27 protein-coding genes, 1 pseudogene and 1 other annotated feature are annotated in these 26,177 nt (G+C 55.2%); of the genes and pseudogenes, 10 read left to right on the top strand and 18 right to left on the bottom strand.

Annotated features, from left to right (window positions below; translation table 11 throughout):
- Positions 1-114: 114 nt before the first annotated feature.
- The gene (gene ppsA / locus GO007_RS17580; protein ID WP_095102062.1) at positions 115-2,493 is read right to left on the bottom strand and encodes a phosphoenolpyruvate synthase; all 2,379 of its coding nucleotides are present in this window, start codon (positions 2,491-2,493) and stop codon (positions 115-117) included.
- A 340-nt stretch (positions 2,494-2,833) separates the two neighbouring features.
- Here ppsA and ppsR point away from each other — a divergent pair, with 340 nt between their 5' ends.
- From ppsR to hemP, 3 genes are all read left to right on the top strand, one after another.
- Complete coding sequence (ppsR, locus tag GO007_RS17575; protein ID WP_095102292.1) at positions 2,834-3,667, top strand: posphoenolpyruvate synthetase regulatory kinase/phosphorylase PpsR; 834 nt, start codon at positions 2,834-2,836, stop codon at positions 3,665-3,667.
- Between the two features lie 154 nt (positions 3,668-3,821).
- Positions 3,822-4,868 (top strand): 3-deoxy-7-phosphoheptulonate synthase AroH, encoded by a 1,047-nt coding sequence (gene aroH / locus GO007_RS17570; protein ID WP_095102290.1) that lies wholly within the window; start codon positions 3,822-3,824, stop codon positions 4,866-4,868.
- Between the two features lie 173 nt (positions 4,869-5,041).
- On the top strand, positions 5,042-5,221 hold the full coding sequence (gene hemP / locus GO007_RS17565) for a hemin uptake protein HemP (RefSeq protein ID WP_189339890.1): 180 nt from the start codon (positions 5,042-5,044) through the stop codon (positions 5,219-5,221).
- A gap of 53 nt (positions 5,222-5,274) precedes the next feature.
- Here the strand turns inward: hemP and selO are convergent, their stop codons facing one another.
- From selO to GO007_RS17545, 4 genes are all read right to left on the bottom strand, one after another.
- Complete coding sequence (gene selO, locus GO007_RS17560) at positions 5,275-6,717, bottom strand: protein adenylyltransferase SelO (protein ID WP_095102058.1); 1,443 nt, start codon at positions 6,715-6,717, stop codon at positions 5,275-5,277.
- Positions 6,718-7,240: 523 nt separating this feature from the next.
- The gene (locus GO007_RS17555) at positions 7,241-7,705 is read right to left on the bottom strand and encodes an NlpC/P60 family protein (RefSeq protein ID WP_095102056.1); all 465 of its coding nucleotides are present in this window, start codon (positions 7,703-7,705) and stop codon (positions 7,241-7,243) included.
- 81 nt (positions 7,706-7,786) lie between these two features.
- On the bottom strand, positions 7,787-8,536 hold the full coding sequence (btuD, locus tag GO007_RS17550) for a vitamin B12 ABC transporter ATP-binding protein BtuD (protein ID WP_095102054.1): 750 nt from the start codon (positions 8,534-8,536) through the stop codon (positions 7,787-7,789).
- On the bottom strand, positions 8,536-9,087 hold the full coding sequence (locus GO007_RS17545; protein WP_095102052.1) for a glutathione peroxidase: 552 nt from the start codon (positions 9,085-9,087) through the stop codon (positions 8,536-8,538). The genes btuD and GO007_RS17545 overlap by 1 nt, the downstream gene beginning before the upstream one ends.
- Positions 9,088-9,312: 225 nt before the next feature.
- Here GO007_RS17545 and GO007_RS17540 point away from each other — a divergent pair, with 225 nt between their 5' ends.
- The gene (locus GO007_RS17540; protein ID WP_095102050.1) at positions 9,313-10,113 is read left to right on the top strand and encodes a MetQ/NlpA family ABC transporter substrate-binding protein; all 801 of its coding nucleotides are present in this window, start codon (positions 9,313-9,315) and stop codon (positions 10,111-10,113) included.
- A 62-nt stretch (positions 10,114-10,175) separates the two neighbouring features.
- Here GO007_RS17540 and btuC read toward each other — a convergent pair whose 3' ends face one another.
- Positions 10,176-11,162 (bottom strand): vitamin B12 ABC transporter permease BtuC, encoded by a 987-nt coding sequence (gene btuC, locus GO007_RS17535; RefSeq protein WP_095102048.1) that lies wholly within the window; start codon positions 11,160-11,162, stop codon positions 10,176-10,178.
- A 106-nt stretch (positions 11,163-11,268) separates the two neighbouring features.
- Between btuC and GO007_RS29190 the strand changes: the two are divergent.
- Positions 11,269-11,454 (top strand): annotated as a pseudogene (locus GO007_RS29190) (Rid family hydrolase); the annotation flags it as partial.
- A gap of 55 nt (positions 11,455-11,509) precedes the next feature.
- Here GO007_RS29190 and ihfA read toward each other — a convergent pair.
- The 10 genes from ihfA to GO007_RS17480 all read right to left on the bottom strand — a co-directional run bounded on the left by ihfA (position 11,510) and on the right by GO007_RS17480 (position 20,499).
- On the bottom strand, positions 11,510-11,809 hold the full coding sequence (gene ihfA / locus GO007_RS17525; RefSeq protein WP_004102960.1) for an integration host factor subunit alpha: 300 nt from the start codon (positions 11,807-11,809) through the stop codon (positions 11,510-11,512).
- A gap of 4 nt (positions 11,810-11,813) precedes the next feature.
- The gene (pheT, locus tag GO007_RS17520) at positions 11,814-14,201 is read right to left on the bottom strand and encodes a phenylalanine--tRNA ligase subunit beta (RefSeq protein ID WP_095102044.1); all 2,388 of its coding nucleotides are present in this window, start codon (positions 14,199-14,201) and stop codon (positions 11,814-11,816) included.
- Between the two features lie 15 nt (positions 14,202-14,216).
- A complete protein-coding gene (gene pheS, locus GO007_RS17515) occupies positions 14,217-15,200 on the bottom strand; it encodes a phenylalanine--tRNA ligase subunit alpha (protein ID WP_041146054.1) in 984 nt (327 codons plus the stop codon).
- Between the two features lie 170 nt (positions 15,201-15,370).
- Positions 15,371-15,496 (bottom strand) — a sequence feature (Phe leader region).
- Entirely contained in the window at positions 15,447-15,491 is a 45-nt protein-coding gene (pheM, locus tag GO007_RS28975) for a pheST operon leader peptide PheM (RefSeq protein ID WP_001386830.1), read from the bottom strand. It overlaps the preceding feature by 45 nt.
- Positions 15,497-15,614: 118 nt before the next feature.
- Positions 15,615-15,971 (bottom strand): 50S ribosomal protein L20, encoded by a 357-nt coding sequence (gene rplT, locus GO007_RS17505; protein WP_004102963.1) that lies wholly within the window; start codon positions 15,969-15,971, stop codon positions 15,615-15,617.
- Positions 15,972-16,021: 50 nt separating this feature from the next.
- A complete protein-coding gene (rpmI, locus tag GO007_RS17500) occupies positions 16,022-16,219 on the bottom strand; it encodes a 50S ribosomal protein L35 (RefSeq protein WP_001124225.1) in 198 nt (65 codons plus the stop codon).
- 96 nt (positions 16,220-16,315) lie between these two features.
- Positions 16,316-16,858: a translation initiation factor IF-3 gene (gene infC / locus GO007_RS17495; RefSeq protein ID WP_049267827.1), complete on the bottom strand. Its 543-nt coding sequence runs from the start codon at positions 16,856-16,858 to the stop codon at positions 16,316-16,318.
- Between the two features lie 3 nt (positions 16,859-16,861).
- Positions 16,862-18,790 carry a threonine--tRNA ligase gene (thrS, locus tag GO007_RS17490; RefSeq protein WP_095102042.1) on the bottom strand — a complete coding sequence of 643 codons (1,929 nt, stop codon included), beginning with the start codon at positions 18,788-18,790 and terminating at the stop codon, positions 16,862-16,864.
- Positions 18,791-19,237: 447 nt separating this feature from the next.
- Complete coding sequence (locus tag GO007_RS17485; RefSeq protein WP_095102040.1) at positions 19,238-19,471, bottom strand: YdgH/BhsA/McbA family protein; 234 nt, start codon at positions 19,469-19,471, stop codon at positions 19,238-19,240.
- 269 nt (positions 19,472-19,740) lie between these two features.
- Positions 19,741-20,499, bottom strand: coding sequence for a DUF481 domain-containing protein (locus tag GO007_RS17480; RefSeq protein ID WP_095102038.1), 759 nt, complete (start codon positions 20,497-20,499; stop codon positions 19,741-19,743).
- A gap of 290 nt (positions 20,500-20,789) precedes the next feature.
- On the opposite strand from GO007_RS17480, the gene pfkB reads away from it, so the two are divergent.
- From pfkB to GO007_RS17465, 3 genes are all read left to right on the top strand, one after another.
- Positions 20,790-21,722 carry a 6-phosphofructokinase II gene (gene pfkB / locus GO007_RS17475; RefSeq protein WP_095102036.1) on the top strand — a complete coding sequence of 311 codons (933 nt, stop codon included), beginning with the start codon at positions 20,790-20,792 and terminating at the stop codon, positions 21,720-21,722.
- An 87-nt stretch (positions 21,723-21,809) separates the two neighbouring features.
- Complete coding sequence (ghoS, locus tag GO007_RS17470; protein ID WP_095102034.1) at positions 21,810-22,094, top strand: type V toxin-antitoxin system endoribonuclease antitoxin GhoS; 285 nt, start codon at positions 21,810-21,812, stop codon at positions 22,092-22,094.
- A 105-nt stretch (positions 22,095-22,199) separates the two neighbouring features.
- On the top strand, positions 22,200-23,072 hold the full coding sequence (locus GO007_RS17465; RefSeq protein ID WP_095102031.1) for a fructosamine kinase family protein: 873 nt from the start codon (positions 22,200-22,202) through the stop codon (positions 23,070-23,072).
- A gap of 19 nt (positions 23,073-23,091) precedes the next feature.
- Here the strand turns inward: GO007_RS17465 and tonB are convergent, their stop codons facing one another.
- The gene (tonB, locus tag GO007_RS17460; protein WP_095102030.1) at positions 23,092-23,829 is read right to left on the bottom strand and encodes a TonB system transport protein TonB; all 738 of its coding nucleotides are present in this window, start codon (positions 23,827-23,829) and stop codon (positions 23,092-23,094) included.
- Positions 23,830-24,039: 210 nt separating this feature from the next.
- Here tonB and GO007_RS17455 point away from each other — a divergent pair, with 210 nt between their 5' ends.
- Positions 24,040-24,336 (top strand): YciI family protein, encoded by a 297-nt coding sequence (locus tag GO007_RS17455; protein ID WP_041146062.1) that lies wholly within the window; start codon positions 24,040-24,042, stop codon positions 24,334-24,336.
- Between the two features lie 50 nt (positions 24,337-24,386).
- Here the strand turns inward: GO007_RS17455 and GO007_RS17450 are convergent, their stop codons facing one another.
- Positions 24,387-24,560 (bottom strand): YciY family protein, encoded by a 174-nt coding sequence (locus tag GO007_RS17450; protein ID WP_095102028.1) that lies wholly within the window; start codon positions 24,558-24,560, stop codon positions 24,387-24,389.
- 144 nt (positions 24,561-24,704) lie between these two features.
- Between GO007_RS17450 and cls the strand changes: the two genes are divergently transcribed.
- The gene (cls, locus tag GO007_RS17445) at positions 24,705-26,165 is read left to right on the top strand and encodes a cardiolipin synthase (protein WP_095102025.1); all 1,461 of its coding nucleotides are present in this window, start codon (positions 24,705-24,707) and stop codon (positions 26,163-26,165) included.
- Positions 26,166-26,177 lie beyond the last annotated feature (12 nt).

Here is a 26,177-nt window from a genome sequence, read left to right as displayed (position 1 = left end):
CGATATTTTGTTTTTTTCACTTTATGTGACTGACCGCAAAATATGTGATCGGGACGCTATAAAAAATAAAAAACTCCGCCATTGCTGACGGAGTTTACCTGTGCACAGAACGCGTTATTTGTTGAGTTCAGCCAGACCAAGCCAGGTTTGCACCACGGTATCCGGGTTCAGGGACAGGCTATCAATCCCCTCGTCCATCAGCCAGGCGGCAAAGTCCTCATGGTCGGACGGGCCCTGCCCGCAAATACCGACATATTTACCCTGTTTCTTCGCCGCGCGAATCGCCATCGACAGCAGCGCTTTCACCGCGTCGTTACGTTCGTCAAACAGCTCAGAGACGACGCCGGAGTCACGGTCAAGGCCAAGTGCCAGCTGCGTCATATCGTTCGAACCGATAGAGAAGCCGTCAAAGTACTCAAGGAACTGCTCCGCCAGCAGGGCATTGGATGGAATTTCACACATCATGATAATTTTGAGGCCATTTTCGCCGCGCTTCAGGCCCTGACGCTCCAGCTCTTCCACCACCGCTTTCGCCTGGGCGACGGTGCGGACGAACGGCACCATGATCTCGACGTTGCTCAGCCCCATGTCGTTACGCACGCGCTTAACCGCATCACACTCCAGCGCAAAGCAGTCGCGGAAGCTGTCGGAAACGTAGCGGCCGGCGCCGCGGAAGCCGAGCATTGGGTTCTCTTCTTCCGGCTCATAACGCTCGCCGCCCACCAGGTTGGCGTATTCGTTAGATTTAAAGTCGGACAGACGCACGATAACGCGTTTTGGATAGAATGCCGCACCCAGCGTGGCGATCCCTTCCGTCAGGCGACCGACGTAGAACTCTTTCGGTGAATCGTAGCCCTTCATCAGCTCGCGGATTTCGTTCTGCAGGCCAGGCTCCTGGTCATCAAACTCCAGCAGCGCGCGCGGGTGAACGCCAATCATGCGGTTGATGATGAACTCCAGACGCGCCAGGCCCACGCCCTCATTCGGCAGGCAGGCGAAGTCAAACGCCCGGTCCGGGTTACCGACGTTCATCATAATTTTCAGCGGCAGGTCGGGCATTTCGCCGACGCTGGAGCTCTTGATGCTGAAATCCAGCAGCTCAGCATAAACGTAGCCGGTATCGCCTTCCGCACAGGAGACGGTCACGTTCTGGTTTTCCTGAATGCGGTCGGTCGCGTCGCCGCAGCCTACCACCGCCGGGATCCCCAGCTCACGGGCGATAATCGCCGCATGGCAGGTACGTCCGCCGCGGTTGGTCACGATGGCCGACGCTTTCTTCATGATCGGTTCCCAGTCCGGGTCGGTCATGTCGGTGACCAGCACGTCGCCCGGCTCGATGCGGTTCATCTCGCTGATATCGTGGATAACCTTCACCGGGCCCGCGCCAATGCGGTGACCGATTGCGCGACCTTCGGCGACAATCTGCCCCTGGGCATGCAGCGTATAGCGCTCCATGACCTGGCCGCGCGAGCGTACGGTTTCCGGGCGCGCCTGAACGATAAACAGCTCGCCGGTATGGCCATCTTTCGCCCACTCGATATCCATCGGACGTCCGTAGTGCTTCTCAATCTGCACCGCCTGCTTCGCCAGCTCCTGCACTTCCTCGTCAGCTAACGAGAAAATATCGCGCTGCGCCTGCGGCACATCCTCGATGCGCACCTGCTTGCCGTGCTCCTGGGTCGGCGCGTAAATCATGCGGATCTTTTTCGATCCCATGGTGCGGCGCACGATAGAGGGGCGACCAGCGGCCAGCGTTGGCTTGTGGACGTAGAACTCATCCGGGTTTACCGCGCCCTGCACCACCATTTCACCCAGGCCCCAGGCAGAGGTGATAAACACCACCTGGTCGAAACCGGATTCGGTATCGATGGAGAACATGACGCCGGACGAGGCGAGGTCGGAGCGGACCATACGCTGCACCCCGGCGGATAGCGCCACGCCGCGGTGATCGTAGCCCTGATGCACGCGATAGGAGATCGCGCGATCGTTAAACAGCGAAGCAAACACGTGCTTCACTGCGACGAGCACGGCATCAAAGCCCTGCACGTTGAGGAATGTCTCTTGCTGCCCGGCGAAGGAGGCATCGGGCATATCCTCTGCCGTTGCGGAGGAGCGCACGGCAAAAGAGGCCTCAGCGTTGTCGGCGGAGAGCTGCTTATAAGCATCGCGAATCGCGTCTTCCAGTTCGCTCTGGAATGGGGTATCGATGATCCACTGACGGATCTGTCCCCCCGCTTTCGCTAATGCGGAAACGTCGTCAATGTCGGTTTTATCCAGCAGTTCATAAATGCGCTGGTTTACACCGCTTTGGTCCAGGAACTGATTGAAGGCATCAGCGGTGGTGGCAAATCCGTTCGGTACGCTAACGCCCATACCGGACAGATTAGTGATCATTTCACCAAGGGAGGCATTTTTGCCCCCAACTCTGTCTACATCATTCATGCCGAGTTGGTTATACCAAAGCACCAGCGGTGACGAGCCATTGTTGGACATCGAGACAATCCTTTTGTGATTTAATACCAGTGATAAAAAACTCACGATCAACTACGGGATTTATCCTGACATATTTATGCGGCTGAAAAAAACGGTGAATCGTTCAAGCAAATTATTTTTTCTTTTTTAGGACAGTTCACCTGATATAGCTAACTCAATGATTCTTCTTAAATCTGCTGCAATAAGAGACAAAAAATAACCAGCCGGCAAAAATGAACCTACCTTTTCATTAAAAATAAAAATAGCGTTTCATTTTTAAAGTGAGACAAAACATAAACGGATATGCTTAAATTTAATAACTGCTTTCAGGTAATTAAACTCATTATACCGGATGGTCAAAATGGAAAGTGCTGTAGATCGCCACGTGTTTTATATTTCCGACGGGACGGCCATTACCGCCGAGGTGCTGGGGCACGCGGTGATGTCGCAGTTTCCGGTCGCTATCAGCAGCGTTACCCTGCCGTTCGTGGAAAATATCAGCCGGGCGCGAGCGGTGAAGGAGCAAATTGACGCCATCTATGAGCAAAGCGGCATCCGTCCACTGGTCTTTTACTCCATCGTGATTCCAGAAATTCGCGACATCATCATGCAAAGTAAAGGATTCTGTCAGGATATCGTGCAGGCGCTGGTGGCACCTCTGCAGCAGGAGCTGCGCCTCGACCCCACGCCGATCGCTCATCGTACCCACGGCCTCACTCCGGGTAACCTGAACAAGTACGATGCGCGTATTGCCGCCATTGATTACACCCTTGCCCACGACGACGGCATCTCGCTGCGCAACCTCGATCAGGCGCAGGTGATTCTGCTGGGCGTCTCGCGCTGCGGCAAAACGCCAACCAGCCTGTATCTGGCCATGCAGTACGGCATTCGCGCCGCCAACTATCCGTTTATCGCCGACGATATGGACAATTTAATCCTGCCCGCTTCGCTCAAGCCTCTACAGCACAAGCTGTTCGGCCTGACCATTAGTCCGGAACGCCTGGCGGCGATCCGCGAAGAGCGCCGGGAAAACAGCCGCTATGCCTCGATGCGTCAGTGTCGAATGGAAGTCACCGAGGTGGAGGCGCTGTACCGCAAGAATAAAATTCCCTGCCTGAATAGTACCAACTATTCAGTGGAGGAGATCGCGACCAAAATCATGGACATCATGGGGCTGAGCCGAAGGATGTACTAACACACTAGTACATTATTGAAAATTTGTTTATGCTATCACCCGTGGCCTATACAGGATCATCCCCCGCTCTTGCAATAAGCGGGGATTGGTTTATCGTGATGCGCATCACTTCCCGGCATTTTCGTCGCGGAAGAAACAGATTTTTGAGACCCCAATGAATAAAACAGACGAACTGCGTACCGCGCGCATTGAAAGCCTGGTAACGCCTGCGGAACTGGCCCAGCGGCATCCCGTATCTGCCGATGTCGCGGCACACGTCTCCGCTTCCCGCCGCCGAATTGAAAAGATCCTTAACGGCGAAGATCGCCGCCTGTTGGTGATTATTGGCCCCTGTTCCATTCACGATACCCAGGCCGCGCTGGAGTATGCGCACCGCCTTCAGGCTATGCGCGAGCGCTACCAGCCGCAGCTGGAAATCGTGATGCGCACCTATTTTGAAAAACCGCGTACCGTTGTCGGCTGGAAGGGATTGATCTCCGATCCTGACCTTAACGGCAGCTATCGGGTCAATCACGGTATCGAACTGGCGCGGCGCCTGCTGCTGCAGATCAATGAGCTGGGCGTGCCGACCGCCACCGAATTCCTCGATATGGTGACCGGGCAGTTTATCGCCGATCTTATCAGCTGGGGCGCCATTGGCGCGCGCACCACCGAGAGCCAAATCCACCGCGAGATGGCCTCTGCGCTCTCCTGCCCGGTAGGATTCAAAAACGGGACCGACGGCAACACGCGTATCGCCGTTGATGCGATTCGCGCCTCCCGCGCCAGCCATATGTTCCTCTCTCCGGACAAGCAGGGTCAGATGACCATCTATCAGACCAGCGGCAACCCCTACGGGCATATCATTATGCGCGGCGGGAAACGGCCAAATTATCACGCTGCGGATATTAGCGCGGCCTGCGATGCGCTGCGTGAGTTTGATCTGCCGGAGCAGCTGGTTGTCGATTTCAGCCACGGCAACTGCCAGAAACAGCATCGTCGTCAGCTGGAAGTGTGCGAGAACGTTTGCCAGCAGATCCGCAACGGTTCGACGGCCATCGCCGGCATCATGGCGGAAAGCTTCCTGCAGGAAGGGACGCAGAAAGTGGTTGCCGGGCAACCGCTGACCTGGGGTCAATCGATTACCGACCCGTGCCTGAGCTGGGAAGACAGCGAGCGTCTGCTGGCTGAACTGGCTGCGGCAACCGCCGCTCGCCTGTAGCCGCTCTCTCCCACCGCGCATGCGGTGGGAATTCTCCCCCCACGCGGCGGAATATCCCCACCGTCAGCCTGCCAAATATAGTACTTTGATAAAAAACGCTTGCCGTGAAAATTAACATTACTGATAATGATTATCATTGTTGCTTTTATTTTTATTTTGGTGCTATGACGCGAATGGATAACACTGCCACAGCTGAAAAAACAAAAGACAATGCCCCTTACCCTGTCGCCACGGATCGTCAGATTTGCAGCCGGGTGCTGCTAGGTACTGAAGGTCGGGTGGTGATCGAACATGACGGTCAGCGCTATTTGCTGCGTCAGACCCACGCAGGCAAGCTGATCCTGACAAAATAGCTCTCCCCGCCGGTTAGCGCGAGGAGAGTACGGTGCCCGGGCGCACCGGCGTATCAGCTGGAGCAGCTGACTTCCAGCCCTTTTCCCCAGTCCGGCGGACGGCTGATGTAATCATCTTCCCGGTCGATAAACGGCTGGGCCAGCGCCTCGTGCAGACGCTCCAGCTCGCCGGTGTTACCCTGCTCTGCCTGCTCAATTGCCCGCTGTGCCAGCCAGTTACGCAGCACCATCGCCGGGTTGACGGCACGCATATGCTGCTGGCGCCGCGCATCATCAATCTGCTCATCACGCAAGCGCGCGCGATAGCCGTCAAACCAGCTATCAAAGGCGGCGCGATCGATAAACTCATCGCGCAGCGGCGACGCGGCGCTGAGCTGCTCGCTGGCGCTCAGCATCCTGAAGGTGCGGGTGTAATCGCTGCCTTCCCGTATCATCAGCGCAAACAGACCGTCCAGCAGATCGTTATCGCCCTGCTGCTGGGTGAACAGGCCAAGCTTGTCGCGCATGCGGCGGCCGTAGGCGCTCAGCAGCGCGTGCTGATAGCCATCCAGCGCCGCGTTTAGCGCATCGGCGCTGATGAACGGCGACAGCGACTGCGCCAGGCGCTGTAAATTCCACAGGCCTACCGCCGGCTGATTCTCAAAGCTGTAGCGCCCCTGGTAATCCGAATGGTTGCAGATGAAATCAGGCTTGAAGTCATCGAGGAACCCGTACGGGCCGTAGTCCATCGTCAGGCCGAGAATAGACATGTTATCGGTATTCATAACCCCATGCGCAAAGCCGACCGTTTGCCAGCTGGCGATAAGCGTCGCCGTTCTGGTGACAACGTCACGGAACCACAGAATGTACTTATCCGCCTCTCCGTCGAGCTCGGGCCAGTGATGACGAATCACGTAGTCGGCCAGCTGCTGTACCTTTTCCGCTTCCCGACGATAGTAGAAGTGCTCGAAGTGGCCAAAGCGCACGTGGCTTTCGGCGATACGCATCAGCATCGCTCCGTGCTCGACGGTTTCACGATATACCGGCGTGTCGCTGGTCACTATCGCCAGCACGCGGGCGGTTGGTATACCCAGAGCGTGCATCGCTTCCGATGCCAGGCCTTCACGGATCGTCGAGCGCAGCACGGCGCGCCCGTCGCCCATTCGCGAATAAGGCGTGAGTCCGGCGCCCTTCAGATGCCAGTCCATTCGTCGGCCATCGGGCAGCTGCTGCTCGCCCAGCAGGATCCCCCGGCCATCGCCCAACTGCCCGGCCCAGGAGCCAAACTGATGGCCGCTATAGACCTGCGCCAGCGGCGACATACCGGGCAGCAGCGCTTCGCCGCCCCATACGCCGGCGCCCGTTGACGGCTGAAACAGCGCCTCAGGCACGCCCAACGTCTGCGCCAGCGGCGCGTTATGCCAGATCGGCCGCGCGTTGCTCAGCGGTGTCGGCATTAAGGCCGTATAGAAATCTGGCAGTTCATCACGCCAGTGGGTGGTAAAAGACAGGGTCATGAGTTCCTCCGACCTTCAGTGTAGTGCCTTCAACAAGGTATTAACACGGGCGAATGGCAGGGTTATCAACATAAAAGTGGGGAAGCCGAAGGTCCTGCGCTTGCCAGCCAGGCGATTTTTGTCTCATCCATCGCTACGCTCCGGCCGAACACGACCGCAATGATGGGCTCCAGTGACGGAAAGGCGTGCAGCGGGGCCCTGGCTCCCCGCTGAAATCGGCGAACCGAAGGCCGGAAGACAAGGGCTGGCCGCCAGGGATGGCGTCAAGAGGCGAATCGAGACAGGAGCGAGCCCCGGAACGGGCGAGCAGGTCGAGTTGAGCCGACCGCAGGCTGCAGGCCGGGAGGTGAGCGTAGTGCGCAGCAGCGATTTCCGTGCGGGACCGCGGGGATTGTTAAGGGGAAGACGGTTATCTTCCCCTTAACCCGGTCACCTGGCATCAAGGCCGCATGTTCTGCAAAGCGTCCGGTGAACGGAACACCTCACAGCCGACCGACGTGAACCCGGTAAGTCGCGCAGAGCGCTATATTCTTCGTGCCTGCCAGAATTTTTTATTCCAGTACACGTTATTCAGCGATGAGCGCGTAACGCCATTGCTGGTCGAAGCATGGATAAACTGGTTATCGGTATCGTAGATCCCTACGTGCAGACCGCTCTCGCCGGAGCCCGTCTTGAAGAACACCAGATCCCCAGGCAGCAGCTCGCTTTTATCGATGCGGGTGCCGATCTCTGCCTGCTCGCGGGTTTCACGCGGTAGCTGCATGGAAAACTTATCGCGGAAGGTCCTCACCACAAAGCCGGAGCAGTCCACCCCGCGCGGCGTCATCCCACCGTAGCGATACGGCGCGCCCCGCCAGTTCCGCAGCTGATCGTTAAGATTAGCGATGACGGTAATAGAATCCGCAAGCCGAGGATTAGGCGGCGGCGCCCGATGGCTGCTGCAGCCTGCCAGAAATAGTGCCGTCAAAAGAACGAACCACAAACGCATCTCAGACGATTCCTCTGTTCCTTATCTTATTGTCAGAATAATTTAGCTGGTTTATCAATGAACTGGCAAGCGTGCTTCGCGCTACTGTGACGCGATGAGCATAAAATGACCGCCAAACGCCACCCGCTGGAAAGAAATCGCATAGGCCGCGGTTAAATTCTCTTCGGTCAATACCTCCGAGGTATAGCCGCAGGCTATAGTTTTTCCCCGGCAGATGAGCCACGCCCGCTGCGCATGCCGTAGCGTGTGATTGAGATCGTGGCTGCTCATGACCACCGAGATCCCCGCCGCGCACAGTTCGCTCAGAACGCCGTCGAGCGCCGCCTGCTGCGCCACGTCGAGGCTGTTCATCGGCTCATCGAGCAGCAGCAGCTGTCCCGCAGGGTTGGCCAGCGGGTCGATTTGCAGAATGACCGCCGCCAGCCGCACGCGCTGCCACTCGCCGCCAGAAATCTGATTGACCTGGCGGCCAAGCTTATCGCTCAGCCCTAGCCTCTCGGCCACCGCGCCGAGCAGATCGCTCCGCGCGTTATTTTGCAGATGCAGCGACAGATAGTGCCAGACCGGCATCGCGAAGGGCGGCATCTGGTGCTGGTTCAGGTAAGCACGATGCCGCGCCAGCTCGGAAGCCGGCCACATTTTTAGCGGCCGTTCGTTGAGACTGATGCGCCCGGGCCCCGTCGTCAGGCCGGCCATGCGCATGAGCAGCGTGCTCTTCCCGGCACCGTTTGGCCCGACGATATGGATCATTTCTCCTGGTCGAACCTCGGCGCTAAACGGTGCCAGCCGCCCCGGCTCCTCTACATCCTGTAGCTGCATCAAAAACGGCATTATTTCGCTAAAGCTCCTTTAATCGCCGCCACCAGCAGCGGATCGTTCGGCGCCATATCTGGCGAGAAGCGTTGGATAGTCTGGCCGTCGGCGCTCAGCAGGAACTTTTCGAAATTCCATAAAATATCGCTGTCGTTCAGCGGCGCGCGGCCTTTGCTTGCCATCCGCTCGTAAAAACCGCTGCCTTCCGGCGCTACGGCCTGCGGTGCGGCATCCACCAGCTTCTGATATAGCGGATGACGATCTTCGCCGTTGACGTCAATTTTACTGAACAGCGGGAAGGTCACGCCATAGGTGGTGCTGCAGAAGGTTTTGATCTCCTCCTCGCTGCCCGGCTCCTGTCCAAGAAACTGGTTACATGGGAACCCAAGCACCGTGAAGCCGTCATTCTCAAACTCTTGCTGCAGCGCTTCCAGCTGTTCATATTGCGGCGTCAGGCCGCATTTTGACGCCACGTTTACGATTAACAACGCTTTGCCCGCATAGGCGTTGAGCGTGGTTTTCTCACCATCGATAGTGGTAACTTCGGTATCAAGAATAGTGTGTTGCATAGCCTTCCCTCTGTGAATAAAAGCGATTTCTGGTTCAGGTGATCCCTATCTACTGTAGCGGATTGAGGCGCGGTCATTGTACTTTGAATCCTCTGACGGGCATACCGTACCGTGCCTCTGCAGCGACATGAATTCCTCTCAATAGGGACGTCGCGCAATTCAGTGTACAGTGTTAAACGGATGTAATAGCATTTCGTTACTGATTAATTTAAGAGAGTTTTATAGATGAAGAAGCTGTTGAGTTCGGTGTTAATTGCCTCATCGGTTGTGTTGTTATCGGCCTGCTCCCCTGACGATAGTAATAAGGTCAAAGTCGCGATCAATACGGGTCCGGATGAGGCTATCTGGAAAGTGGTTGAGCAGGTTGCGAAGGACAAATATAACCTCGACGTTGAGGTGATCTCCTTTAATGATTACGTCCTGCCGAATGAAGCGTTAAACAATAAAGACGTTGATGCTAACGCTTTCCAGACGCTGCCCTACCTCGAAGCGCAGTCGAAAGAGCGAGGCTACAAATTTGCCATCGTCGGCAAAACGTTCGTTTTCCCTATCGCCGCCTACTCTCGCAAAATAAAAAATATCAGCGAGTTACCTGATGGAGCAACGGTATCTATTTCCAACGAGACCACGACGCTGGGACGCAGCCTGCTGCTGATGCAGGCGCAGGGCCTCATCAAGCTGAAAGATGGCGTCGGCTACCTGCCAACGGCGCTGGATATTATCGACAATCCTAAGCATTTGAAAATTGTCGAAGTGGACAGCCCGCAGCTGCCTCGTACCCTGGACGATCCTGACGTTAGCCTGTCGATTATTAACACCAACTTCTCGGCGCAGGTTGGCCTGTCCGCCGCGCGGGATGGCCTGTTTATGGAAGGCCAGGACTCGCCGTACGTGAACGCCATTGTTTCTCGCGAAGATAATAAAGACAGCAAAAAGATTCAGGAGCTGAAAGAGGCGTTCCAGACCAAAGAGGTCGCCGATAAAGCGCTGGAAGTTTATAAAGGTGATGCCATCAAAGGGTGGTAATACCGGTTAATCTCCGCATCGGCAGGCGATACACGTCCTGCCGATGCGGTTAAGTTCGGCGCTTACTGCGCGTGTACGGATTTCAGCAGCAGCCAGATAAACACCGGCGCCCCCAGCGTCGCGGTGACCACGCCGATCGGCAGTTCCGCTGCCGACAGCGCCAGACGGGCGATAATATCGGCGCCTAACAGCGCGCTGGCGCCGGCAAGCATACAGGCCGGCAGCAGAACGCGATGATCGCTTAATCCGCATAGCCGCAGGATATGCGGGATCACCAGGCCAATAAAGCCGATAGCCCCGGCCAGCGCCACGCTCACCCCAACCAGCCAACCGGTCGCGACCACCAGCAGCTTACGCCACAGCCAGAGCGGTAAACCCAGCTGGCGAGCCGATACCTCTCCCAGAGCCAGTATATTCAGCGGCTGGGACTGTAGTCCCACCCAGGCCAGCACCGGCAGAAGCGCCAGCATCAGCCACAGCTGCTGCCAGTCTACGCCGCCAAAGCCGCCCATCATCCAGTACATCAGCTGACGTAAATCAAATGAGGTGGAGAAATAGACGGCCCAGGTCATCAGCGCGCTGCAGATAATCCCTAGCGCAACGCCCGCCAGCAGCAGACGGCTGGTTGACAGATGCCGGCGGGCAAAACGCAGCAAAATAAAGGTGATGAGCAGCGCTCCGGCAATGGCGCACAGCCCCAGCGCCCAGCCCGGCAGGAATCCTTTACCCAGCAGGACGGCGGCGATGAGCCCAACCCCCGCGCCGTTGGAGACGCCAAGCAGCCCCGGCTCCGCCAGCGGGTTTTCGAACAACGCCTGCATTATCGCCCCGGAGAGCGCTAAAGCGGCGCCCACCAGCAGCACCGCCAGGGTGCGCGGCAGGCGAATTTGCCAGATGAACAGCTGCCCTTTGGCGCTAAGCCACTCCTGCGGCGGGATCCAGAGATCTCCCGCGCAGAGGCTGGCGGCGATCATCGCCAGCAGCAGCAGCAGGAGAGCAACGAGCCAACGCCGGCTGCGGCGCTGTTGAATTTGAGCAAAAGTCTGCATAGATACCGGGATGCAAGAAAGAGATGTATTTGATTTTACGGTGGGTATTGCGGGGAGAAAAGCAAAACATCGCGCACGGCGCATATCGGCGGGCTATCAGACGGGCGATAGCGGGCACATTCTTTCTGCGCAGGTATGGCTTAAAAATATGCCCCGGTATTTTGCCGGTTTTAACAAGGCCTGGGTCGCCCGACTGCCGGAAGGCCACAGCCCGGCGCGAGCAGCCGTCCAGGCAGAGATGGTGCGCCCGGATATTCTCGTCGAAGTGATGATCGCCGCCGTAACAGCCTGATCCTGAAAATGAAAAGAAAAAAGGCCGCATAAGCGGCCTTTTTAGTTAGTTCAGATTATTTGTCTCTGGGCGAAGCGTTTTCGACACGGCTTTTAAGTTTCTGGCCGGGTCTGAAGGTCACCACACGCCGGGCTGTAATCGGAATATCTTCCCCCGTTTTCGGGTTACGACCCGGGCGCTGGTTTTTATCACGCAAATCGAAGTTGCCGAACCCGGAGAGTTTTACCTGTTCTCCGTTTTCCAAAGCACGACGAACCTCTTCGAAAAACAACTCTACCAGTTCTTTGGCATCCCGCTTGCTAAGCCCAAGCTTATCAAACAGATATTCTGACATTTCAGCTTTTGTAAGCGCCATAGGTTCAATCCCTCAATGAGGCCTGGAATCGCTCTTTTAATGCCTCTACACATTTGGCGACGGTAGCGGCAATCTCCTCTTCTTCGAGTGTACGGCTGGTATCCTGAAGGATTAGGCTAATTGCAAGACTCTTGCTGCCTTCTGCAACGCCTTTACCGCGGTACACGTCAAATAAGTTTACGCCAACTACCTGATTTACGCCAACTTTCTTACACTCGGTTAAAACATCAGCTGCGGGTACGTTTTCAGCGACGACGACCGCGATGTCGCGACGGTTAGCCGGGAAACGGGAAATCTCGCGCGCCTGAGGCACCACGCGGTCTGCAAGCTTGTTCCACTCCAGCTCAAACGCCAAAGTGCGACCGTTCAGATCCAGTTTACGTTCCAGTTCAGGATGAACAACCCCAATGAAACCAATGCGTTCACCTTTCAGATAAATCGCTGCCGACTGTCCCGGATGCAGCGCGGCGTTCGCTTCTGCGCGGAATTCAATAGCGGATAATTTACCGGTCAGATCCAGAACGGATTCCAGATCGCCTTTTAAATCATAGAAATCGACGGACTCTTTTGCCAGGTTCCAGTGCTCTTCGTAACGATTGCCGCAAATCACGCCAGCCAGCATCACGTCCTGACGAATCCCCAGCGGAGCCTGGGTATCAGGAACAAAGCGCAAACCGCTCTCGAAGATGCGCACGCGACTCTGCTGACGGTTCTGGTTGTACACCACGGTGCCCAGCAGGCCGGTCAGCAGCGACAGGCGCATCGCCGACATTTCGCTGGAGATTGGGCTTGGCAGGATCAGCGCCTCTTCACCCGGGTGAATCAGCTGCTGTACTTTCGGGTCAACGAAGCTATAGGTGATAACTTCCTGATAGCCTTTATCGATGAGCAGCGTTTTCACGCGCTTAAGCGACAGGTTCGCCTCACGATGGCTGCCCATAATCAGGCCAGCCTGGACCGGCTCGTCAGGGATGTTGTTATAGCCGTATACGCGGGCAACTTCTTCAACCAGGTCTTCTTCGATCGCAATATCAAAACGCCAGCTCGGCGCAACGGCCTGCCACTGGCCTTCGCCTGCGGTCACTTCACAACCCAGGCGGCTAAGAATATCGCTAACCTGGGCATCATCAATGTGATGCCCAATCAGGCGATCCAGCTTGCTGCGGCGCAGGGTAATGGTTGCCGCCTTCGGCAGGGTCGCTTCGTTGGTCACGTCGATCACCGGGCCGGCTTCGCCGCCGCAGATATCGATCAGCAGGCGGGTGGCACGTTCCAGAGCCTTATGCTGCAGCGCCGGATCGACCCCACGCTCGTAGCGATGGGATGCATCGGTGTGCAGGCCGTGACGGCGCGCGCGACCGGTGATAGACAGCGGGCTGAAGAATGCGCACTCCAGCAGCACGTTCTGCGTTTCATCGTTAACGCCGGAGTGCTCGCCGCCAAAGATGCCGCCCATCGCCAGGGCCTTCTGATGGTCTGCGATAACCAAAGTGTCAGCGTCGAGCCTGGCTTCAGAACCATCCAGCAGAACCAGCGTCTCGCCCTCTTTCGCCATGCGCACCACGATGCCGCCTTCGATGCGGTCGCGGTCAAAGGCGTGCATCGGCTGGCCGAGCTCGAGAAGGACGTAGTTGGTGACATCAACTACCGCGTCGATGGAGCGAATGCCGCAGCGGCGCAGCTTTTCTTTCATCCACAGCGGGGTTGGCGCTTTAACATTGATGCCTTTAACAACGCGTCCCAAATAGCGCGGGCACGCGTCCGGCGCCTCGACGGTGATCGGCAGCGTATCGGCAATCGTTGCCGCGACCGGGGTAATTTCCGGCGCGTTCAGCGGCTCTTTATTCAACACCGCTACGTCGCGGGCTACGCCGATAATGCCTAAACAGTCGGCACGGTTCGGCGTCACGCTGATTTCGATGGTGTTGTCGTCAAACTGCAGATATTCACGGATATCGGTACCAATCGGCGCATCTGCCGGCAGTTCGATAATTCCGCTATGATCGTCGGAAACGCCCAGTTCGGAAAACGAACACAGCATCCCTTCAGAAGGCTCGCCGCGCAGTTTTGCCGCTTTAATTTTGAAGTCGCCGGGCAGTACGGCGCCGATAGTGGCGACCGCGACCTTCAGACCCTGGCGGCAGTTCGGCGCGCCGCACACGATATCCAGCAGGCGCTCGCCGCCGACGTTAATTTTGGTCACCCGCAGCTTGTCGGCATTCGGGTGCTGGCCGCATTCGACGACTTCACCAACCACCACGCCGTTGAAGCTGCCGGCAACCGGCTCAACGCCGTCAACTTCGAGGCCGGCCATCGTAATCTGATTCGCCAATGCTTCGCTGTCGATCGCCGGATTAACCCATTCGCGTAACCACAGTTCACTGAATTTCATTGTTCTGTCCTGCCCTTATTTAAACTGTTTGAGGAAACGCAGATCGTTTTCGAAGAACGCGCGTAAGTCGGTAACGCCATAGCGCAGCATGGTCAGACGCTCCATTCCCATACCAAAGGCGAAGCCGGAATAGACTTCCGGGTCGATACCGACATTGCGCAGTACGTTCGGGTGCACCATGCCGCAGCCGAGCACTTCCAGCCACTTGCCGTTTTTACCCATTACGTCAACTTCAGCAGACGGTTCGGTAAACGGGAAGTAGGACGGGCGGAAACGAATTTGCAGATCTTCTTCAAAGAAGTTGCGCAGGAAGTCGTGCAGCGTCCCTTTCAGGTTGGTGAAGTTAATATTCTTATCAACAATCAGGCCTTCCATCTGATGGAACATCGGAGTATGGGTCTGATCGTAATCGTTACGATAAACGCGGCCAGGCGCGATAATACGAATCGGCGGCTGCTGGTGTTCCATAGTACGAATCTGAACGCCGGAAGTCTGGGTACGCAGCAGGCGAGTGGCGTCAAACCAGAAGGTATCGTGGTCAGCGCGTGCCGGGTGATGGCCCGGAATATTCAGCGCATCGAAGTTATGGTAGTCATCTTCAATCTCCGGACCGGTCGCTACCGTAAAGCCGAGTTCACCGAAGAAATTCTCGATGCGGTCGATAGTCCGGGTCACCGGATGCAGACCGCCGTTTTCGACCCGACGCCCCGGCAGCGAGACATCAATCGTCTCAGCGGCCAGACGCGCATTCAGCGCCGCGCCTTCCAGATCGGCTTTACGCGCGTTTAGCGCCTGCTGGACCTGCTCTTTGGCTTCGTTGATAACCGCGCCTGCAGCCGGGCGCTCTTCTGGCGGCAGCTCACGCAGGGTCGTCATCTGAAGGGTCAGATGCCCTTTTTTACCCAGGTATTCCACGCGGACGTTGTCCAGCGCGGCAACATCTGATGCCTCATTAATGGCTGCCTTCGCACTGGCAACCAGCTCTGCGAGATGTGACATGGTTTTCCTCATTATGTCGGTGCAGACACCGGTTATGGTCATTATTTTGCTCTGACTATTTCGAGTCGCAGGCAGCGGGTCAATCCGTCATCCAGCCCGGATGGCTCCGGCGGAGTGACGCGAGTTAAGCAACGCACCTGCAGCTTGAAATAGAACGAGCCAGTTCATATACGAAAAAAGCCTCCACGGTGGGAGGCTTTCTGGCGCTGTTTTTCGTTTCTTTTCTCACGCGCTAGCCTCCTGAGTTCAGGTGCTAAAGTAAAAAAAGAAGCGGAAAATAGCAGCATTCATGCTTGCATTACCTTGTCTGGCACGAAACGTAAGACCTGTATTGAAAAGCTTACGACAATAAAAGTCAATGTATTGATAGTGTTGAAACAAAAAGAGGGAGACAAGCTCCCTCTTTCAACTGGCTTATGCCAGAGCTGCTTTCGCTTTTTCGACCAGAGCGGTGAACGCTAATTTGTCGAATACTGCGATATCAGCCAGGATCTTACGGTCAATTTCAACAGAGGCTTTTTTCAGGCCGTTGATGAATTTGCTGTAAGAAATACCGTTCTGACGTGCTGCTGCGTTGATACGCGCAATCCACAGTTGACGGAACTGACGCTTTTTCTGACGACGGTCACGATAAGCGTACTGACCTGCTTTGATAACAGCCTGGAAGGCAACGCGGTATACGCGAGAACGCGCACCGTAGTAGCCTTTAGCTTGTTTCAAAATTTTCTTGTGACGTGCACGGGCAACTACACCACGTTTTACGCGAGCCATATGTGCTCTCCTGTATCTATTCTAATTAAAAAGTTAAAAGGGTTAACGACTTATGCGTACGGCAGGCACGCGATTACCAGGCCCAGATCGCCTTTGGAAACCATGGCTTTCGGACGCAGGTGACGTTTACGCTTGGTAGCTTTTTTGGTCAGAATGTGACGCAGGTTAGCGTGCTTGTGCTTAAAACCACCTTTACCGGTTTTTTTGAAGCGCTTAGCAGCACCGCGTACGGTCTTAATTTTTGGCATTTTAATAACTTCCACTTCGCATTGTTAATAAACGAAACGTAGGCGAACAGTCCCTGAGAAGCCCAAGGGCTCCACAGGAATTGTTACTTGAAGGCCTTACTGTTTCTTCTTCGGAGCGAGCACCATGATCATCTGGCGGCCTTCGATCTTCGATGGGAAGGATTCGACAACTGCCAGTTCACTCAGATCGTCACGGACGCGGTTAAGCACTTCCATACCGATCTGCTGGTGAGCCATCTCACGACCGCGGAAACGCAGCGTGATCTTAGCTTTATCACCCTCTTCCAGAAAGCGAACCAGGCTGCGGAGTTTTACCTGGTAGTCGCCATCATCGGTACCAGGTCGGAATTTGATTTCCTTAACCTGGATAACTTTTTGTTTTTTCTTCTGTTCCTTAGAAGACTTGCTCTTTTCATAGAGGAATTTGCCGTAATCCATAATACGACAAACCGGCGGCTCGGCGTTAGGGCTGATTTCGACTAAGTCTACTCCGGCTTCTTCAGCTTTTTCCAGAGCTTCTCTCAGACTCACAATACCAAGCTGCTCGCCTTCCAGACCTGTTAAGCGAACTTCTTGCGCGCGAATTTCGCCATTAATACGATTCGGACGCGCCGTTTGAACTCGTTTTCCGCCTTTAATACCTTATTCCTCCAGTTGTTGAAGACTGCGGCTGCGAATCTCTTGTTGCAGCTTTTCGATCACTTCATTTACGTCCATGCTGCCGAGGTCTTTCCCGCGACGGGTACGCACGGCTACTTTACCGGCTTCGACTTCTTTGTCGCCACAGACCAACATGTACGGGACACGACGTAAAGTGTGCTCGCGGATTTTAAAGCCAATCTTCTCATTTCTCAAGTCCGCTTTTACACGAATTCCCGCATTTTGTAGTTTACGCGTCAATTCGTTAACGTAATCGGCCTGAGAATCAGTAATATTCATGACGACTACCTGCACTGGCGCAAGCCAGGTTGGGAAGAAGCCGGCGAACTCTTCGGTCAGGATGCCGATAAAGCGCTCCAGAGAACCAAGAATAGCGCGGTGAATCATTACCGGTACCTGTCGCTCGTTGCTTTCGCCTACATAAGAGGCGCTTAAACGCTGCGGCAGAGAGAAGTCCAGCTGTACTGTTCCGCACTGCCATGCACGATCGAGGCAGTCATACAAAGTAAATTCAATTTTTGGACCGTAGAAGGCGCCTTCACCCAGCTGATATTCAAATGGGATATTGTTTTCTTCCAGCGCGACTGCCAGATCCGCCTCAGCACGATCCCATGCCTCGTCGCTTCCGATACGTTTTTCCGGACGAGTAGAGAGCTTGACGACGATTTTTTCGAAGCCAAAGGTGCTGTACATATCGTAGACCATACGAATACAGGCGTTAACTTCATCACGCACCTGCTCTTCAGTACAGAAAATATGCGCGTCATCCTGGGTAAAGCCACGAACGCGCATCAGACCATGCAGCGCGCCCGACGGCTCGTTACGATGGCAGCTACCGAACTCCGCCATACGCAGCGGCAGATCGCGGTAGGATTTCAGGCCCTGATTAAAGATCTGCACGTGACCTGGGCAGTTCATCGGCTTGATGCAGTATTCACGGTTCTCAGAAGAGGTGGTGAACATCGCATCTTTGTAGTTGTCCCAGTGGCCGGTTTTTTCCCACAGCACGCGGTCCATCATAAACGGACCTTTAACTTCCTGATACTGGTACTCTTTCAGCTTAGAGCGGACGAACGTTTCCAGTTCACGGAAGATAGTCCAGCCGTCGTTGTGCCAGAATACCATACCCGGCGCTTCTTCCTGCATGTGATACAGGTCAAGCTGCTTGCCGATCTTACGGTGGTCACGCTTAGACGCTTCTTCCAGACGCAGCAGATGGGCATTGAGCGCCTTTTTATCCGCCCACGCGGTGCCATAAATACGCTGCAGCATCTTATTGTTGCTATCGCCACGCCAGTAGGCGCCAGCGGTTTTCATCAGTTTGAAATGATGACAGAAACGCATGTTCGGCACGTGCGGCCCGCGGCACATGTCGACGTACTCTTCATGATGATACAAGCCAGGCTTGTCATCATGAGCAATATTCTCATCAAGGATCGACACTTTATAGGTCTCACCACGCTGCACGAAGGTTTCACGCGCTTCATGCCAGCTGACTTTTTTCTTGATGACGTCGTAGTTTTTCTCGGCAAGCTCGTGCATACGTTTTTCGAGCGCGTCGATGTCTTCCTGGGTCAGCGTACGATCGATATCAACATCATAATAGAAGCCGTTATCGATAACCGGGCCGATAGCCATTTTGGTGTTCGGCCACAGCTGCTTAATCGCATGACCTAACAGATGCGCGCAGGAGTGACGAATAATCTCCAGGCCGTCTTCATCTTTAGCGGTGATGATAGAGAGCGTTGCATCGTTTTCGATGGGATCGCAGGCATCAACCAGCTCGCCGTTCACACGGCCAGCGATGGTGGCTTTCGCCAGGCCAGGGCCGATGTCGAGAGCAACGTGCAGCGGGCTAACCGCGTGGTCAAAATGGCGTTGGCTGCCATCAGGAAGCGTAATTACAGGCATTTCATGTCCTTATTTGCAGTGGTGCCCCGCACGAAAGAGCACATACAAAACAATATAATCATAATTATCAACAAGTTCAGACCGAGCTCCCGCTTCACTCTGCGAAAATATGAGCACGAGGTTAACCACTCCGTTCCCACCTGCAGCCGCCTGCTGATAACACCGGGCTTTAGTTTACACATCATTAGTGCGTGATAAAAGTCACAACCCACTAAATGGCTGCTATTAATGATAAAACAAGGAGGAAGAGGCCAAAAATCGCGAGGCAAGACTTTTTTAGATAACAAAGGACAAAAATAAACCCCGCGACGTATTGCTTACGTGCGGTAGCCATCAGGGGACAAAATCAAAACGCGGAGCCAAACATATGTCTGTCAAACCGGTACATCGTTACCCGGCTTTATATTTCTCAAAATATAAGAGACAGCCCGACGGACGAATGAAATATCAGGACCATTCACCGGCGACAAGTTTATGAACATTAAAAGCATCGCCCATAGTCTGACCCGTTGACTGCGATCCCGGGGCAATATTAGATCCCGCTTCAACGTCGGTTGCTTTCGCGATGCCTACCTGAGTATGGTCCTTGCTGCCTGACTGCGGGACGGGGCTAGCGGCTAAGGCGCCGAACGAGAGCGCGCACAGCATCACGGCCGCAGTTGCGATTTTGCTATTTTTCATAGTGATGATTCTCTTATTTACTTAAGGATTTCGAGCAAAGACATCATCTCTGCCGGTGACAGACAGTATAGATCCAGATCACATTTATGTCCGGCTGAATATTTAGCTTTTCGTGTCAAAAAAGTTAAATATTTATCAAGATAATCAATTGTGAGGAAATTATGGAGGTTATTTTCTTTTTATAAAAAACAAAACAAAAGACCAAAAATAATAATGTCACTTATTGCTAAATTTAAAACAATCAGGCCGGAATATCCGGCCTGAAAATATTACATCTTATAGCCAAGCGACAGCGTGGTACGACGATCGGTATGCTCCGGCGCCGATGACGGCGGCTGGGAGTTCCAGGTCACGTTATAGGCAACACGCAGCGCAAAGTGAGCGTTGATAGCGACGTTGAGCGCGCTTTCTGAGTTCAGCGTGGTATCTTCGGAACCAAACACGGAAACACCTTGCGTGAATTTGGTGTTATCAGTCATCTGCCATGCCCAGGTACCTGAAGCGTAACCCAGCGGCTGGGTCTCATTATCGCCATCGGTATATTCGTCATAGCGCACGCCAGGACCAAATTCAAAACGCAGGCTGTGCACCGGCCCGTTGAGAATCTGACGACCGTAACCGGCGGTCAGCACATCGCGCTGCTGGTAGCCGTTATAGCGGTCAGTAAGCCAGCTGGCCTGGCCGAACAGGTAGTTGCTGTCGGTCATGTTATAACGGCTACGGCCGCCGACCGCGTATTTCTCCGAAGAGCGCTGATCGTTGGACGAGGTGTTGCTGGCATTACCCCACAGCGACCATGCGGTCGTATCGCCATACCAGGTCAGCGTAGAATCCGCGGTCATTGAGGAACTTTTCGTATTTCCGGACTGCGCCAGATAGCCGGCGTTAACAGTACCTTCGAAAGGTTTTTTGGCAGTGGAAGGGTCATCCATAACAGTAAAAACGGAATCGTCGGCCATTGCGCACGCAGACGCAAATAGCCCCCCCGCCAGCATAGCCGCTGCGGGTACTGTCTTCAAAAGCTTCATTTAATTTAGAGTCCGTACAACAAAAAGAGAGACCCAGATGGTCCCGGAAACTTTCGCGAGGATCGCTGCTGCTGGTCCAATGAAAGGCGATAAATTATAAAAAAGCACGATTAACATAGCAATCAATTACTCTTTCATTTTTTGAATAAGACCGCCCTCAGAACTATCTTTATTTTATAATGAACATGTCTTCTTCCCGACAAATCCCCGCCTCGTATGCTTTCCCTTCGCAATAAGAAGTGCCATGCTTAAAAAAAGAACAGCCTGACTCGTATCATGGAGGAAATTTGATGACCAAAATTTATACGCTTACGCTGGCTCCTTCGCTCGACAGCGCCACCCAGACCCCGCAAATCTATCCGGAAGGTAAACTACGCTGCAGCGCGCCGGTTTTCGAGCCCGGGGGCGGCGGCATTAACGTCGCCCGCGCGATCACCTTTCTCGGCGGCGAGGCGACGGCGATTTACCCCGCCGGCGGCGCAACCGGCGAACATCTCACCGCCCTGCTTGCCGATGAGCAGGTCCCCGTAGAAACCGTCGAGACCGGCGACTGGACGCGGCAAAATTTGCACGTGCACGTTGATTCCAGCGGCGAACAATACCGCTTCGTGATGCCCGGCGCGGCGTTAACTCAGCAGGAGTTCCGCCGTCTCGAAGAAAAGGTGCTGGCGATTGAGCCCGGCTCGCTGCTGGTGATCAGCGGCAGCCTGCCGCCGGGGATCGACATTGAAAACCTGACCCAGCTGGTAAAAAGCGCGCAGCAGCACCAGCTTCGCTGCATTATCGACAGCTCAGGAGAGGCGCTCGCGGCCGCACTTGAGGTGGGCAACATTGAGCTTGTTAAACCTAACCAGAAAGAGCTGAGCGCGCTCGTCCAGCGTGACCTGAGCCAGCCGAACGATGTTCGACAAGCGGCGCAGGAGCTGATTCGCTCGGGCAAGGCCCGAAGGGTTGTCGTCTCCCTTGGCCCGCAGGGCGCGCTTGGCGTCGATAGCAGCGGCAGCGTGCAGGTTGTCCCGCCGCCGATGAAGAGCCAAAGCACCGTCGGCGCAGGCGACAGCATGGTAGGCGCGATGACCCTGCGCCTTGCCGAAAATGCCGGTCTTGAAGATATGGTGCGCTTTGGCGTCGCCGCAGGCAGCGCCGCTACCGTCAATCAGGGCACCCGGCTCTGCTCGCAGGAGAACACGCATAAAATCTACTCCTACTTATACGATCGTTAATCCTTTCCCTCTGCCCAGGCAGAGGGAGTCGCCAAATGTCCAGCATGGTCTATGCTGAAAATTCCATGGATAACAACGGGGTGAAAAATGAGCGCCGAAATTCAAACCTTTGTCGTGACGATCCGTTTTCACGAAGAGACGCTTACCGAGATAAACGAGCTAAGCAATCACCTTACCCGCGCGGGTTTCACCCTGGTACTCAATGACGACGAGGGAAAACCTCACGAGCTGGGAACCAACACCTTTGGTCTGATTTCCCCGCAAAGTGCGCAGGAGGTGCAGGCCCTGAGCGCAGGATTAGCGGAAACGGCGCTGGGGCGGCCTGCCGAAGTCACGATAACCACATTTTCTCAGTGGCTGGAAGCTCAATAAGTGCGATTGGCGCTGCGGAAAGCGTCAGTTGTGCGTCAGTTCGAATTTTACGCCGAGGTTATGCGCTAACCTTATGAAATGGTGGAAAACATGGGGAGAGACGGCATGTGGCAGGCTATCAGCAATTTGTTAAGCGAGTGGCATACTGAAGCAGCTGAAATCGAACTGCGAAACGAACTGCCCGGCGGAGAAATCCACGCAGCATGGCACCTGCGCTTCGGTGGAAAGGACTACTTCGTAAAATGTGACGAACGTGAGCTATTGCCTATCTTTACCGCCGAGGCGGATCAGCTCGAGCTTCTGTCGCGGAGTAAAACCGTTCAGGTACCGCAGGTGTTTGCCGTCGGCAGCGATCGCGATTACAGCTTCATGGTGATGGAGTATTTGCCCCCTCGCCCGCTCGACGCGCACAACGCTTTTCTGCTCGGTCAGCAAATCGCGCATCTGCATCAGTGGAGCGATCAGCCGCAGTTTGGGCTCGATTTTGATAATGACCTTTCCACGACTCCCCAGCCTAATGCCTGGCAACGCCGCTGGGCGACATTCTTTGCCGAACAGCGCATCGGCTGGCAGCTTGAGCTGGCGGCAGAAAAAGGGCTACACTTCGGCGATATCGATACCATTGTTGACTACGTGCAGCAGCGCCTCAGCGGCCATCAGCCTCAGGCCTCCTTACTGCACGGCGACCTCTGGTCCGGCAACTGCGCGCTGGGGCCGAACGGACCCTATATTTTCGACCCGGCCTGCTACTGGGGAGACAGGGAATGCGACCTCGCCATGCTGCCGCTGCATCCTGAGCAGCCGCCGCAAATATACGACGGCTATCAGTCGGTCTCGCCTTTGCCGTCCGGGTTCCTCGATCGTCAGCCCATTTATCAACTCTATACGCTATTCAACCGGGCGATCTTGTTCGGTGGCCAGCACCTTGTGACGGCGCAAAAAGCGCTCGACGATGTCTTCGCAGAGCAGGCCCCGTAAGGGGCCTCATTGACGGCGGTTAGTTGATCTCAACGCCTTTAAGACGGAACTTAATGGTCATCGTCACGCCGGTACCCGGTTTGCCGGGCTCGTAGCGCCACTTACGCATGGCGTTTTTCACTTCACGCTCAAACATATTGGCCGGCTGCGCGGAAAGGATCACGACGTTGTCCAGACGGCCGTCCGGGGTGACGTCAAACTTCACGCGCACCACGCCTTCAATACGCAGCGCCTGGGCGCGAGTCGGATAGCCCGGCTGGTTGCGGCTGAGCGCCCGCGGGCCGCTTGACTCGGTAACCGTTGGCTTCGCGGCGGCCGTGGAAGTGGATGGCGGCGTACGCGCTGGCGCAGTGTTGGTATTTTCAAACGGCGATGCCGGACGCGTTTCCGCAGGCTTAACTTCACGCTTCGGCTGCTCGACCTTTTTCTCCGGCTTGGGTTTTGGCTTCGGCTTTGGCTTGGGTTTCGGCTCAGGCTTGTGAATAACAACCGGCGCTTCTTTCGGCGGCTCAGGCACGATTTCTGGTTCTGGCTCCGGCTCAACAACCGGTTCAACCACCGGCTGTGCCGCCTGAGGAGGCTCGAGATCCGCAGGAGCCACCATGGTTATCTCAATCGGTTGAGAAGGAGATGGCCGTTCAATAACCTGATGTACCGAGGTATAAAGCAACCCCGCCACAACGGCACCGTGGATAGTCACGGACAGCAGCGTCGGCCACGGAAAGCGGCGAGGTAAATCAATGGTCATTGCGCTCATAGTCGTTTCAGTTGAAAAATGATGCCCCGATTTTAAATGCAAATAGCAATCATATTCAATAAGCCTTGTTACCTTGTATCAAAATTTGCCCCCTTTCCGTTAAAAAAAAGCCCGGCATCGGGCATTTTAACCCGTTGAGCATCTTTGCATTGCAGTCAACGCCGGATTCACTTAACGTGATTCGCCTATTTATTGATAAGGAGCCTTGCCGTGCTTTACGTAATTTACGCTGAAGACATCGCCGATTCTCTGGAAAAGCGGTCGTCGGTCCGTCCCGCCCACCTGGCGCGTTTACAACTGTTGCATGATGAAGGTCGCCTGCTGACCGCCGGGCCAATGCCTGCCGTCGACAGCAACGAACCTGGCGCTGCGGGCTTCACCGGTTCAACGGTTATCGCCGAGTTTGAATCACTGGAAGCGGCGCAGTCATGGGCGAACGACGACCCTTATATTGCCGCCGGGGTTTACCAGAACGTCGCGGTGAAGCCCTACAAAAAGGTATTTTAGGGCCAGCCGCCGACAAAAACACAGAGGCACCGCATGCGGTGCCTTTTATTTCAGTACTCAGTGAAGACGAACAACAGGGAATGACGCTGTCGTTTCACCAGCTCCTTGCGGATGGCGAGGATGCGCATATTGCGACGCGATTGGGCTTCCAGCCAGCGCGATTTACGGCGACTCACCTGTCTTAGCATGCGCCAGCGCCCTACTTCCGTTCTACTACGCTTCATTGCTACTACTCTACAAGTGAAAAACAGCCTGCATTATAGGCCTATGAATCCGGCTGACCAACGCTTTCGCTGCGTTTTTATTTGCCAGATGGATGTTGATGCGTAAACTCATAAAATAGAGTTATTCAAAAGGATTTTTCATCTATGACAACCTTTTACACGGTGGTGAACTGGCTAGTCATCCTCGGTTACTGGTTACTGATCGCCGGTGTAACATTACGCATATTGATGAAACGGCGCGCCGTCCCTTCAGCAATGGCGTGGTTGCTGGTTATTTATATTCTTCCTCTGGTTGGAATTATCGCCTACCTCTCGTTTGGTGAACTCCATCTCGGCAAACGCCGGGCCGAACGGGCGCGGGCAATGTGGCCCTCCACCGCAAAGTGGCTCAACGATCTCAAGGCCTGCAAGCATATTTTTGCCAACGAGAATAGTCCGGTCGCCGAATCGCTGTTTCAGCTCTGCGAACGTCGCCAGGGGATCGCCGGCGTCAAGGGCAATCAGCTGCAGCTGCTGACCGAGTCAGACGACGTGATGCAGGCGCTGATTCGCGATATTCAGCTGGCTCGCCACAATATCGAGATGGTGTTTTATATCTGGCAGCCCGGAGGGATGGCCGATAAGGTCGCAGAATCGCTAATGGCCGCCGCCCGGCGCGGCGTGCACTGCCGCTTAATGCTGGACTCCGCCGGCAGCGTCGCCTTCTTCCGCAGCCCGTGGGCAGCGATGATGCGCAATGCCGGCATCGAGGTGGTCGAAGCGCTGAAGGTTAATTTGATGCGCGTGTTTTTACGCCGGATGGATCTGCGCCAGCACCGTAAAATGGTGATGATTGATAACTATATTGCCTACACCGGCAGTATGAATATGGTAGACCCGCGCTTCTTTAAGCAGGATTCCGGCGTCGGCCAGTGGATCGATCTGATGGCACGTATGGAAGGCCCGGTCGCTACGGCGATGGGCATCGTTTACTCCTGTGACTGGGAAATCGAAACCGGTAAACGGATCCTGCCGCCGCCGCCGGATCTCAATATTATGCCGTTTGAGGAGGCCAGCGGACACACCATCCATACCATCGCCTCTGGCCCAGGCTTCCCGGAAGACTTGATTCACCAGGCGCTGCTGACCGCCGCCTATTCCGCCAAAGAACATCTGATCATGACCACCCCCTACTTCGTGCCAAGCGACGATTTGCTGCACGCAATCTGCACCGCCGCCCAGCGTGGTGTTGACGTCAGCATCATTTTGCCGCGCAAGAATGACTCGCTGCTCGTCGGCTGGGCCAGCCGGGCCTTCTTCACCGAGCTGCTGGCAGCCGGGGTGAAAATTTATCAGTTTGAAGGCGGGCTGCTGCACACCAAAAGCGTGCTGGTCGACGGCGAGCTGAGCCTGGTGGGTACCGTCAATCTCGATATGCGCAGCCTGTGGCTCAATTTCGAAATTACGCTGGTTATTGATGATGCCGGTTTTGGCGGCGATCTGGCGGCGGTACAGGATGATTATATTTCCCGCTCGCGCCTGCTCGACGCCCGCTTATGGTTAAAACGTCCGCTCTGGCAGCGGATAGCGGAGCGACTGTTTTACTTCTTCAGTCCGTTGCTGTAAAACGTGCCAATC

Source organism: Klebsiella sp. 10-1, assembly GCF_009758445.1.
GTDB classification, from domain to species: domain Bacteria; phylum Pseudomonadota; class Gammaproteobacteria; order Enterobacterales; family Enterobacteriaceae; genus Klebsiella; species Klebsiella scottii.
This window is presented reverse-complemented; position numbering and strand designations above follow the sequence as displayed.